Consider the following 11886-nt stretch of genomic DNA (forward strand, 5'->3'; position numbering starts at 1 on the left):
TTTAAACACCTAAAAAAGCAAGCTTAGCTTGCTTTTTTAATGCCCAAAATTCATTCTCTCGACTATTATCTCATATCCCTACCTTTTACTACCTTGTTTATATTGTTAATTTAGAACATGTGCGTGCAATCAAATCGACATGAATTTGAACCTATAATGGGTCCTTTAAACTCAATCATGTCTATCTGCTCATGGAAGAATAAATCTTGTGAATACAGCATATAATAAAATTGTCGACAATTTTAGATTTATTAGGTTGACGTTAACGTAAAGTGTATCTATATTGTTGGCATTAACAGATTACATACACATAGGCTGATAATGGGCTTTTTCCAAGAGCAGGCAGTAACATCCTCAGATAAAACGTTTTTTCGTTTGAGAGAAGAAATAGTTGAGGGTGAGATTTCTGCTGGAGCAAAGCTTAGTGAAGTTGAATTGTCGACAAAGTACGAGGTGAGTCGAGCTGTTGTTCGCGAAGCTATTAATCGTTTGGAAGCGTGTAATATTGTTGAGCGAAAGGCAAATGTTGGTGCGCGCGTTGTTACTTTGACTGCTGAAGGGCTGCTTGAACTTTACCAGATCAGAGAAGCTTTAGAGGGGATGGCTGCACGCTTAGCGGCACAAAACATGCCTGAAACAGAAATAGACAAGCTTTCTAACTTGCTGGACGATCAGTTTGAGCTGGTTAAGCAAGGGCAATCATATTATCAGGAAGCCGGCGACTTAGATTTTCACTATCGCATTATTGTTGGCACTCAAAATCAACAACTTATCACCATGTTAAGTAACGGTATATACCACTTAGCGAGAATGTACCGAGTGCAATTAGGTATGACAGGCCCTCGTGTAACAACCGCATATGACGAGCATAAACATATCGTTAAGGCCATCGCAAATCGAGATGGTGAATTGGCGGAAATTCTTATGAGACGCCACATTCAATACTCAAAAAATAATATTGCCGTCAAATTATCTAAAATGTAAAAGATCATCACAGGAGATAACACCACCATGAGTGCAGGAAAAAAATTTCGTGACGCATTAAGCGTAAATCAACCATTGCAGATTGTAGGCACCATCAACGCATACAGTGCGATGATGGCCAAGCAAATCGGTCACCAAGCAATTTATCTTTCAGGTGGTGGTGTTGCGAATGCTTCATATGGATTACCTGATCTTGGAATGACTTCCTTAAACGACGTGATTGCTGATGTTCAGCGTATTACATCGGCTTGTGATTTACCTTTGATGGTAGATATCGATACGGGATGGGGTGGGGCGTTTAATATTGCAAAGACGATCCGCGATATGGAAAAAGCAGGCGCAGCAGCCGTTCACCTTGAAGATCAAGTTGCACAAAAGCGCTGTGGTCACAGACCAAATAAAGAAATTGTTTCAACAGCAGAAATGGTTGATCGCATCAAAGCCGCAGTAGATGCTCGTATAGATAAAGACTTTTTCATCATGGCCCGTACTGACGCTTTCGCCCAAGAAGGCTTAGAAGCTGCAATTGAACGTGCAAAAGCATACGTTGAAGCAGGTGCCGATGGTATTTTCGCTGAAGCGGTTCAAACTGAAGAGCATTATCGTTCTTTCTCTGAAGCGCTTGATGTGCCGATTTTAGCAAACATGACCGAGTTTGGTAAAACTGAGCTTTGGAACAAACAAGAACTGGCCGAGTGGGGAGTTGGTATGGTGCTATATCCGCTAAGTGCATTTAGAGCAATGAATAAAGCGGCTGAACTGGTATATAGAACATTGCTCAATGACGGTGATCAAAAAGCGGTTGTCGACACAATGCAAACGCGTATGGATTTATACGATTACCTTGGTTATCACGGCTATGAGCAAAAGCTTGATGCGCTATTTGCAGAAGGCAAAAACAAATAAACATATAAACAAATAAAAGAGGGCAGCAGTGTTTTGCTTGTCCCGTACTAAAATTTATAAATTCAGCAGGTAAAAATTTCAGGAGAATATCATGGCTAAAGTACTAAGTGGCGCTGGCTTACGTGGTCAAGTTGCAGGGAAAACCGCACTTTCAACAGTAGGAAAGTCAGGTTCAGGCTTAACCTATTGTGGATATGATGTAAAAGATTTGGCAGAAAATTGTCAGTTTGAAGAAGTTGCGTATTTGATTTTAAAGGGTAACTTACCAAACCAAACAGAGCTAGACGAATACAAAGCACTTCTTAAGTCTATGAGAGGACTACCTTTGGCACTAAAAGATGTGCTAGAGCGTATTCCTGCTGATGCTCATCCAATGGATGTTCTACGTACCGGTTGTTCAATGCTAGGTAACCTTGAAGGTGAAGCAAGCTACGATGAACAAGGTAAAGTAACTGACCGCATGTTGGCATGCTTCCCTAGTATCATTTGTTATTGGTACAGATACAGCCATGATGGCGTACGTATTGATGTTGAGACTGATGACGATTCAATCGGTGCACACTTCCTACACCTGTTACGCGGCGAGAAACCTTCAGAACTTCACGAGCGCGTTATGCATGTTTCACTTATTTTATATGCAGAGCATGAATTTAATGCATCAACTTTCACAGCGCGTGTTTGTGCATCAACACTGTCTGACATGCATTCTTGTGTTACTGGCGCAATTGGTTCCTTGCGCGGTCCGTTACATGGCGGTGCAAACGAAGCTGCAATGGAAATGATTGAGCGATTTGAATCAGCTGACCATGCTGAAGAAGAAATGATGGGCATGTTAGAGCGCAAAGAAAAAATTATGGGCTTTGGCCATGCGATTTACTCTGAATCAGATCCGCGTAATGAGATCATTAAACTATGGTCTGAAAAGCTGGCAGCGGATGTAGGTGATACAGTACTTTATCCTGTTTCAGTGCGTTGTGAAGAAGTGATGTGGCGTGAGAAAAAGCTTTTCTGTAACGCGGATTTCTTCCACGCTTCGGCCTATAATTTTATGGGTATTCCAACTAAATTGTTTACACCAATCTTTGTGATATCACGACTGACGGGTTGGGCTGCACATGTCATGGAGCAACGTGCAGATAACCGTATCATTCGCCCTTCTGCTGAATACACAGGCGAAGAATTACGTCCAGTCCCTGCTATTTCTGAAAGATAAGCAGGAGATAGGCCCATATGTTGGGCCTTTACACGCTTGAAGTGTTGTCTGATTCAAGCGGATACATACCGTCACACCTCAGTTGGAATAAGCAGTTATGAACACCCACTACCGTAAACGATTACCTGATTCAACTCTATGCTATTACGATACGCGTGAAGCCATCGAAGCGATAAAGCCTGGTGCATATGAAGGACTACCTTATACCTCAAAAGTGCTGGCAGAAAACTTGGTTCGCAAAGCCGAACCGGAAAAACTAAATGATTATTTAACTCAAATTATTGAACGTCGTCGCGACTTAGATTTCCCGTGGTTTCCTGCGCGTGTGGTTTGCCATGATATTCTTGGTCAAACTGCATTGGTTGATTTAGCAGGTTTACGTGACGCGATTGCTGAGAAAGGCGGAGATCCAGCCAAAGTAAATCCGGTTGTACCAACGCAGTTGATAGTCGACCATAGTTTAGCGGTGGAACATGCGGGTTACGAAGAAAATGCTTTTGAGAAAAACAGGGCAATTGAAGACCGCAGAAATGACGATCGTTTCCATTTTATCAATTGGACCAAAACCGCTTTTAAAAATGTCGATGTTATTCCACCTGGCAACGGCATTTTGCACCAAATTAACCTAGAGAAAATGTCTCCTGTTATTCAAGCGCGTGATGGTGTTGCATTCCCTGATACTTTGGTTGGCACAGACAGCCACACGCCACATGTCGATGCATTGGGAGTCATCGCTATCGGTGTGGGTGGTTTAGAGGCTGAGAGCGTGATGCTCGGGCGTGCGTCATACATGCGTTTACCTGATATCGTGGGTGTTGAGCTAGTAGGTAAACGCCAACCAGGGATCACCGCAACGGATATTGTGTTGGCGATTACCGAGTTTTTACGTAACGAAAAAGTGGTTTCGAGCTATTTAGAGTTCTTTGGTGAAGGCGCTGACGACCTGACCCTTGGCGACCGTGCGACAATTTCAAATATGACACCAGAGTATGGTGCAACAGCTGCAATGTTCTATATCGATCAAAAGACGATTGATTATCTTAAGCTAACTGGCCGTGATGATGAGCAGGTTCAGCTTGTAGAGCAGTATGCCAAACTAACAGGTTTGTGGTCTGATTCTATGACACAAGCGAAATATGAGCGCGTGTTGAAGTTTGACCTATCGAGTGTAGGTCGAAACCTCGCAGGACCATCGAATCCGCACCGCAGAGTTGCGACACAAGACCTTGCAAAGCAGGGGATTGTTGCTGACTATGAAAAAACAGAAGACCAAATGCCAGATGGTGCGGTGATTATTGCCGCAATTACCAGTTGTACGAATACCAGTAATCCACGCAACGTCGTTGCTGCTGGTTTGCTGGCACGTAATGCAAACAAATTTGGTTTAAAACGTAAGCCTTGGGTCAAAACTTCATTCGCTCCTGGCTCAAAAGCTGTCCGTTCTTATATGACAGAAGCACAGTTATTACCTGAATTGGAGGCATTGGGCTTTGGTATCGTGGCATTTGCGTGTACTACCTGTAACGGCATGAGTGGTGCGCTCGATCCTAAAATTCAGCAAGAAGTGGTCGACAGGGATTTATATACAACAGCGGTTTTATCTGGTAACCGCAACTTCGACGGACGAATTCATCCATATGCCAAGCAAGCATTTTTAGCATCACCTCCTTTGGTGGTGGCTTACGCGATTGCAGGTTCTGTTCGTTTTGATATCGAAAAAGATGTATTAGGTCATGATCAAAATGGCAACCCAGTTACCCTCAAAGATGTATGGCCAAGCGATGAAGAAATAGATTCAGTTATCGCACAAAGTGTTAAGCCTGAGCAATTCAGAGAGGTGTATGACCCAATGTTTGACTTGAGTGTCGACTATGGTGAGGACAATGACCCTCTGTATAACTGGCGAGAAATGAGTACTTATATCCGTCGCCCACCATACTGGGAAGGCGCACTTGCCGGTGAGCGTACCATGAAGGGAATGCGCCCGTTGGCAATTCTAGGCGATAACATTACAACGGATCACTTGTCCCCATCTAACGCCATCTTAGCAAGTAGCGCGGCGGGTGAATACTTGGCGAAAATGGGATTACCGGAAGAGGATTTCAACTCTTACGCGACCCACCGTGGCGATCATTTGACAGCGCAACGTGCAACATTCGCGAACCCTAAGTTGCTTAATGAAATGGTCAAAGACAATGGTGCCGTGAAGCAAGGCTCGCTTGCTCGTGTTGAGCCTGAAGGTAAAGTTACTCGCATGTGGGAAGCCATCGAAACCTATATGGAGCGTAAACAGCCGCTGATCATCATTGCTGGTGCAGATTATGGTCAAGGTTCGTCAAGGGATTGGGCTGCAAAAGGTGTACGCCTAGCGGGCGTTGAAGTTATCGTCGCTGAAGGCTTTGAACGTATCCATAGAACCAACTTAATTGGTATGGGCGTATTACCGCTTGAATTCAAAGCAGGAACGACTCGTCTCACGTTAGGCTTAGATGGTGCAGAAACGTACGATGTAAAAGGCAAACGCACGCCGGGTACCACATTAACGCTTGTGATAAACCGTCAAAATGGCGATGTCGTAGAGGTGCCAGTAACTTGTAGACTGGACACCGCAGAGGAAGTGTCAATTTATGAAGCTGGCGGGGTATTACAACGATTCGCTAAAGACTTCTTAGAAGCTAACGCGTAACACTGTTATCAATTAAAGCCCAAGCAATGCTTGGGCTTTTCGTTAGGAAACATAATGAGCTTTAAACCACAAATAAAAATACCCGCGACATATATGCGCGGAGGAACCTCCAAAGGGGTCTTTTTCAAGCTGGATGACTTACCTCAAGCCGCCCAAAAACCTGGAGAAATTAGAGATCAGATACTTCTCAGAGTGATCGGTAGTCCAGATCCTTATGCTAAGCAAACTGATGGTATGGGCGGTGCGACGTCTAGCACCAGTAAAACGGTTATTTTATCGAAAAGCTCGAAACCCGATCATGATGTTGACTATTTGTTTGGCCAAGTCGCAATCGACAAACCATTTATCGATTGGAGTGGTAATTGTGGCAATCTAACCGCTGCGGTGGGAGCATTCGCAATCAGTAATGGATTAGTCTCTGGCGAGCGGATCCCTAAAAATGGCGTTGCCGTCGTACGCATCTGGCAGGCAAATATCGGTAAAACAATCGTTGCGCATATCCCTATTACAAATGGTGAAGTACAAGAAACAGGTGACTTTGAGCTAGATGGTGTGACCTTTCCGGCAGCTGAAGTTGTCGTGGAATTTTTAGACCCAGCTGATGCAAATGCGGACATGTTTCCAAGTGGCAATCTTGTTGACACACTTGAAGTTCCAGATATTGGTAGCTTTGATGTCACAATGATAAATGCAGGGATCCCAACATTATTTTTCAGAGCACAAGATCTTAGCTTTGACGGTACAGAATTACAAGAAGCCGTTAATGGTGACGCTCAACTATTGGCGCGCATGGAAACAATACGCGCTCATGGGGCCTTAAAAATGGGGCTGATCTCGACACTGGAAGAAGCGAAAGTTCGACAACATACGCCAAAAATTGCTTTTGTCAGTGGACCTCAACAATATTTGGCATCCAGTGGGAAAGCCATCACAGAGCAAGACATCGACTTGTGTGTGCGTGCGCTTTCAATGGGTAAGTTACACCATGCTATGATGGGCACGGCGGCAGTGGCGATTGCTACCGCAGGCGCCATTCCGGGCACATTGGTAAACCAAGCTGCTGGTGGCGGAAATAGAACACAGATCACATTTGGCCACCCTTCAGGCACTCTGAAAGTCGGTGCTGAAGCGCAATTACAAGGTGAACGCTGGCTTGCGAAAAAAGCGATTATGAGCCGCAGTGCACGTGTTTTAATGGAAGGTACCGTGCGCATTCCCGATATTTTGTAATTAGTCAAAACAACCATTGTTTGGGGGCAATTTTATGTGTCCCCTTAAAAATATCCATTCTCATCACATACCAATCAATTTTTGCTATTTCTTAAGGATCTTTTGGAGATGTATTATGCATGAAGCATTACTGTCTTTGGCACTTACAACATTTTTTTTGCTTGGCTCTCCCGGCCCAGCGCCATTAGCACTTGCGGCTGTTGGGGCAAGCGTTGGCGTACGTGCAGGCCGACCTTTTCTGTTTGGTATTTTGACGGGACTTCTGGTTGCAATTGTTGCGTCTGCTACGGGGCTGGGTGCATTGTTGTTAAGCTTTCCTCAGTTGACCAAAGCTTTACAGATAGGAGCACTTGTATATTTGTTTTATGTTGCCTTTAAAATAGCAACCAATGAAGGTGGACTGTCAGAGTTTAGCAGTCAGCCTTTAGGGTTTAAAGATGGCTTTATTCTCAACTTATTAAACCCCAAGGCATATGCAGCATGTATCGCAATTTTTGCTAATACGAATATTCCTATGGAGTCTGCAGCTCAGGCTAGTGTCATTGCAGCCTCGACGCTATTTCTAGTCGCAGTCTGCGTTGATACGTTGTGGTTATATTTGGGTGGGCTGCTCCACCGAGTTGTAAAAACAAATAAGCAACTTAGGTATTTAAGAGTATTTTTTGCGAGTTTACTGGTTTTACTTTTGCTCTTTGTCACTCTATCCTCTGAAATAATATAAGAAAAATCTGTAGGGATACTATGTGTCAAACCAAAGCACAATTTGTTGAGACGGTAAATAAGCTACTGCACTCCCAAAAAGGGACCATTAGCAAGTCTGAAATCAAAGCAATGGTTGCGTATCTAGGAGAGGTAACGCAAGTATTTACTGATACGGATATGAATGACTCGAAAAAGACCCAAACGGCATGCGGTGTGGCCATTTCTCCTGTTCAGGCAGCTAAGTGTTTTGAAGAAACTGTACGCACTCAAATGTTTGCTCAAGGCGTGGCAAACGCGATTGCAGACAAACTACTGGCGAACATAAAACCTATTAAAATTCTTTACGCTGGCACTGGTCCTTACGCAACCTTACTCTTACCATTTTTGGCTGCCAGCAGTGAACAGCTTCCTCTGGAAATAACTTTACTGGATATCCATCAAGAAAATATAGCTGCGGTTGAGACTTTGATAACGCATTTTGGCCTTGAAGGCTACCAAATTGAATTAGTGCATGGTGATGCAACCCAGTGGCGACCAAAGCGCAAACAACAGCACTTCGACATTATCATTTCTGAAACTATGACCGCGCTATTAAAGCGTGAGCCACAAGTTTTTATTTTTAAGCATTTAGTGCAGTACTTACAGTCTGATGGTGTATTAATACCTGAACGGATTAGCTTAAAAACTTGGCTAACGCCTCAGTCGCAGCAGTCTGAGGGAGACGTATTTGTTGGTGAATTCTTTTGCTTAGATAAAGAACGTGCGCAGGCATTAAATAGAGGTGATGATGCGTGTTTCTACGCTGAGCTAATCATCCCTGATGGGGACTGGGCAGAGCATGTAGTGAAGCTTACAACAGACATTCAGATATATCGTGATTTATCCTTACATGAAGGTGACTGTAGCTTAAACATTGCCTTTGCTTTTAGCCCTTATGATGCCGTTTTGACGCCAAGCAAACTCATTGTATTTAAATATGTTCAACCTGATAGCCCTGACTTTTCAGTCGTTTTTCCGAAGCCTGAATGGAAGAGAACTGATTTTAAACTACCACAATCTGGTGATACCAGCACACTAGGTCTAGTGCAAATAAAACGCTCTTTTCAGCGTGCATATTTAATAAAACGGGGCGAGCAAGTTGCTACATCTGAGCAAGAGTGGCAAGGAGAGCTTTGTTTATACGATGCTCTGTCACTAAACTCTCGTGAAGTAATTGGTAAAATGTATGAACTTGAACGGTTTACAGACTTTGAGAAGTGGCTTTCAGAGCGCGTTGGTCCGTTGGATAACGTAACGATTACTTCTATAAACCATCAGTGCCTAGCGAAAATCACAGATGTTAAGACTTGAAGGTACTTAGACTCTGGTTAGATTAGAATTGTGCCTGCATAGACATTTCTAACGACTTTTCATCATCGCTTTGCTCTTGATAGCGAGCCTTTACAAAAAAACTATGATTCACAAAATACTTACCCTCAATTATAAGGTGGGATGCATGACTGCCGACACCCAGTGCAAAGTGTTGATTAAAGTAGTAATTGGCCAAAAAGTCATTGTGGTTTTTAGTCGTTTGATTGTGATGAGACAGGTCCAAGGTAAAGAACTTTTGCCCCCCTAACCCCCTGAAATATCGTACCTCGACAGTCCAATCATCTAGGGAATCATCACTGTTGGCTGTGATACCAACATAAGCATCGGTGTTTAAGTCGATATTGAGCTGACCTTGAAACCACGTGATGTCTTCGCCATTCGTTAAGCGCTGATGCCTGACGCTCGCTTTAAAACTATCATAAAACAGGTGACCTACTCCGATTGAATAATCGTCATCAGCATTACCTAGATCTGCGATGCCCAAAGGGGCAAACCAATTACCGAGAAAGGCTTCTCCTTCAACGCCCGTGTATACATCCTCGTCATTGGTGTAAGTCAACAAAATATTACTGTCTGTGTCCAAATAGCCGAAATCATCCCAGACCCCAAAGTAAGCTTGAGGGGCAAAATAATAATGACTACTTACTTGCCAAGAGTGGACATCTGCATCCTCAAATTTGGTATACACAGCTTGGTTAAACCACGTTTTGTCGGTGTTAGCAAAGCAAAGTGAAGAGCACAGACTGAATATCAATATTATTAGTATTTTCAAGGCTTTTCCTATTTTCGAAGCATAAATTAGTTGTTATTGCTGGCAAATGCATAAGTTTAAGCATAGACGATTTGAATAAATGTGCGCGATTTGTCATTTTGAACTATTTTAAAATAATGTGATTTGTTTACTAAAAGTTTACTTGGATGAACGGTTGTTGCAATGAATGAATTCCACGGAATTTCTGTTACTACTGAGGTGAGGGAGTCTGGTTTATTACTGAGCTTTAAAGCGGTTGGTAAACTGACACATAAAGACTATCTGATTATATTACCAGTGGTGGATCACGCTATTGCTAGAAATCAGCGTAATGCTGTTTATGCGCTTATTGACATCACCGAGTTGACGGGATGGGAGATGGGGGAAGCACTCAATGATATGAGGATTGCATTTCAATATAGTGAACAATTTACAAAAACTGCGGTAATTGGGAATAGTCGGTTGCATCGTATTACGTCCACGATTGGTGGGTGGATACTTGGCGGGCAAACTCGTTATTTTTCTAGAAATAACGCAGCAAAAAGCTGGCTAGAAGCAGCCTCCTAGTTACCTAATACCATTATCAAACTCTGCTGTACGATTTTATTTCTTCGTTTACTTGAATAGATTTTCTCCCTTATTCACAATGCACTTCATAAGCGATATGGACAAACAAAATAGAGGGTTTTATGGCACGTGTATTAGTCACAGGAGCGAATAGAGGCATCGGGTTAGCTTTAACAGAGTTGTATTTGGCGAGTGGCTGGCAGGTGTTGGCAACGGTGAGGGAGTCCTCAAGAGCCGAGGCGCTAAAAAAGCTAGTTGAACAAGAAGCAAGTGGTAGCTTAGCGATACACGAGTTGGATGTTGTGAATTATCAACAAGTGAACGAGCTTGCTCATTCACTGGCTGGCGTTCCTATTGACTTGATCATCAATAATGCGGGTCTTTACGGGCCAAAAGGTTATGGCTTCGGAAATTGTGATGTTGAATCGTGGCGAGAGGTTATGGAAGTCAATGCTATTGCTCCAGCAAAGTTAGCTGAAGCGTTTTATAGTAATTTGCAACTGAGCGATAAAAAAATATTTGCAGCCCTTTCGTCACGAGTTGGTAGCCATACAGAAAATACCAAGGGAGGCGGGTACATTTATCGCAGCTCAAAAGCAGCCTTGAATTCCGTAGTCAAAAGTTTATCTAATGATCTGCTACCAGAAGGTATCAAAACCGTTGCGCTGCATCCGGGCTGGGTTAAAACTGAAATGGGTGGACCAAGTGCACTGATTACAGCCCAAGAGTCAGCTATAGGGTTGAAGCAAGTTATAGATAACCTAACTGATACGGAGAGTGGCGGCTTTATTAGTTACGATGGCAGTAAAATTCCTTGGTAAATACCTGTTATGAGCGCTAGCATCCCCATTTTCCTTTAACAGCCCATATTATAAAGTCATGAAAATATAGGGCCTGATCACGAACTTTACCTTGACTTAGAAGTATGATTTTATACTTCTTTTTTAAGTAACACGCTTATGTCTTAACCACAATTCTTTAAGTACTTCGAATCAATTGATGACCCTCGACAACAAGGTAAAGTAGTCCACAAGCCCTTTGATATCATATTCTTAACGGTCAGTGCTGTCACTTCAGGATGTCAAGATTGGGAAGATATTGAAGGTTTTGGACGCGATAGATTAGATTGGCTTAGAAAGTTTGTACCGTTTAAAAATGGCATTCCTCGCCACGATACCATTGTTCGAGTAATGAGCTGCATAGACATAACACAATTTCAAGATTCGTTTTCATCTTGGATGAAAACGTGTTGCAAGCTCACCCATGGTGAAGTTATTGCCTTAGATGGGAAACGATTAAAAGGTTCGTTTACTCAAGCTGATAGACGAGATGCACTGTTTATGGTGAGTGCATTTACGTGTGAAAATGCGGTTGTCTTAGGACAAGCACCCGTTGATAAAAGTCTAATTAAATGAATACGTTACCAGGTATTTTGACACTGTTAGAAATAAGAGACTGTTTCGTTACGATAGACGC

Annotated in this window: 10 protein-coding genes and 1 pseudogene; 10 read left to right on the forward strand and 1 reads right to left on the reverse strand. The window is 43.0% G+C overall.

All coding sequences use genetic code 11. The features are described 5' to 3' along the window. Window positions 1-321 precede the first annotated feature (321 nt). The 7 genes from N482_RS20410 to N482_RS20440 all read left to right on the forward strand — a co-directional run bounded on the left by N482_RS20410 (window position 322) and on the right by N482_RS20440 (window position 9071). Window positions 322-984, forward strand: a complete 663-nt coding sequence (locus N482_RS20410; RefSeq protein WP_063378814.1) for a GntR family transcriptional regulator — start codon at window positions 322-324, stop codon at window positions 982-984. 27 nt (window positions 985-1011) lie between these two features. After that, window positions 1012-1890, forward strand: a complete 879-nt coding sequence (gene prpB, locus N482_RS20415; protein ID WP_063378815.1) for a methylisocitrate lyase — start codon at window positions 1012-1014, stop codon at window positions 1888-1890. A gap of 91 nt (window positions 1891-1981) precedes the next feature. After that, complete coding sequence (prpC, locus tag N482_RS20420; protein ID WP_063378816.1) at window positions 1982-3103, forward strand: bifunctional 2-methylcitrate synthase/citrate synthase; 1122 nt, start codon at window positions 1982-1984, stop codon at window positions 3101-3103. Between the two features lie 97 nt (window positions 3104-3200). Further along, complete coding sequence (gene acnD, locus N482_RS20425; RefSeq protein ID WP_063378817.1) at window positions 3201-5789, forward strand: Fe/S-dependent 2-methylisocitrate dehydratase AcnD; 2589 nt, start codon at window positions 3201-3203, stop codon at window positions 5787-5789. Between the two features lie 54 nt (window positions 5790-5843). Next, on the forward strand, window positions 5844-7019 hold the full coding sequence (prpF, locus tag N482_RS20430; protein WP_063378818.1) for a 2-methylaconitate cis-trans isomerase PrpF: 1176 nt from the start codon (window positions 5844-5846) through the stop codon (window positions 7017-7019). Between the two features lie 115 nt (window positions 7020-7134). Continuing rightward, window positions 7135-7740 carry a LysE family translocator gene (locus N482_RS20435; protein WP_063378819.1) on the forward strand — a complete coding sequence of 202 codons (606 nt, stop codon included), beginning with the start codon at window positions 7135-7137 and terminating at the stop codon, window positions 7738-7740. Window positions 7741-7760: 20 nt separating this feature from the next. Next, entirely contained in the window at window positions 7761-9071 is a 1311-nt protein-coding gene (locus N482_RS20440) for a class I SAM-dependent methyltransferase (RefSeq protein ID WP_063378820.1), read from the forward strand. A 22-nt stretch (window positions 9072-9093) separates the two neighbouring features. Here the strand turns inward: N482_RS20440 and N482_RS20445 are convergent, their stop codons facing one another. Continuing rightward, window positions 9094-9864: a putative porin gene (locus N482_RS20445; RefSeq protein ID WP_063378821.1), complete on the reverse strand. Its 771-nt coding sequence runs from the start codon at window positions 9862-9864 to the stop codon at window positions 9094-9096. 162 nt (window positions 9865-10026) lie between these two features. Here N482_RS20445 and N482_RS20450 point away from each other — a divergent pair, with 162 nt between their 5' ends. From N482_RS20450 to N482_RS24540, 3 genes and pseudogenes are all read left to right on the forward strand, one after another. Continuing rightward, complete coding sequence (locus tag N482_RS20450; protein ID WP_063378822.1) at window positions 10027-10410, forward strand: STAS/SEC14 domain-containing protein; 384 nt, start codon at window positions 10027-10029, stop codon at window positions 10408-10410. A 122-nt stretch (window positions 10411-10532) separates the two neighbouring features. Beyond that, complete coding sequence (locus N482_RS20455) at window positions 10533-11231, forward strand: SDR family oxidoreductase (protein ID WP_063378823.1); 699 nt, start codon at window positions 10533-10535, stop codon at window positions 11229-11231. 171 nt (window positions 11232-11402) lie between these two features. Next, a pseudogene (locus N482_RS24540) lies at window positions 11403-11825 on the forward strand (ISAs1 family transposase); the annotation flags it as partial. Window positions 11826-11886: the final 61 nt, after the last annotated feature.

The organism is Pseudoalteromonas luteoviolacea NCIMB 1942 (assembly GCF_001625595.1).
Lineage (GTDB): Bacteria > Pseudomonadota > Gammaproteobacteria > Enterobacterales > Alteromonadaceae > Pseudoalteromonas > Pseudoalteromonas luteoviolacea_A.

What these genes read in the sequence shown, in the direction of transcription:
- N482_RS20410 (WP_063378814.1), top strand. Translation starts at nt 322, where the DNA reads ATGGGCTTTTTCCAAGAGCAGGCAGTAACATCCTCAGATAAAACGTTT.
- prpB (WP_063378815.1), top strand. Translation starts at nt 1,012, where the DNA reads ATGAGTGCAGGAAAAAAATTTCGTGACGCATTAAGCGTAAATCAACCA.
- prpC (WP_063378816.1), top strand. Translation starts at nt 1,982, where the DNA reads ATGGCTAAAGTACTAAGTGGCGCTGGCTTACGTGGTCAAGTTGCAGGG.
- acnD (WP_063378817.1), top strand. Translation starts at nt 3,201, where the DNA reads ATGAACACCCACTACCGTAAACGATTACCTGATTCAACTCTATGCTAT.
- prpF (WP_063378818.1), top strand. Translation starts at nt 5,844, where the DNA reads ATGAGCTTTAAACCACAAATAAAAATACCCGCGACATATATGCGCGGA.
- N482_RS20435 (WP_063378819.1), top strand. Translation starts at nt 7,135, where the DNA reads ATGCATGAAGCATTACTGTCTTTGGCACTTACAACATTTTTTTTGCTT.
- N482_RS20440 (WP_063378820.1), top strand. Translation starts at nt 7,761, where the DNA reads ATGTGTCAAACCAAAGCACAATTTGTTGAGACGGTAAATAAGCTACTG.
- N482_RS20450 (WP_063378822.1), top strand. Translation starts at nt 10,027, where the DNA reads ATGAATGAATTCCACGGAATTTCTGTTACTACTGAGGTGAGGGAGTCT.
- N482_RS20455 (WP_063378823.1), top strand. Translation starts at nt 10,533, where the DNA reads ATGGCACGTGTATTAGTCACAGGAGCGAATAGAGGCATCGGGTTAGCT.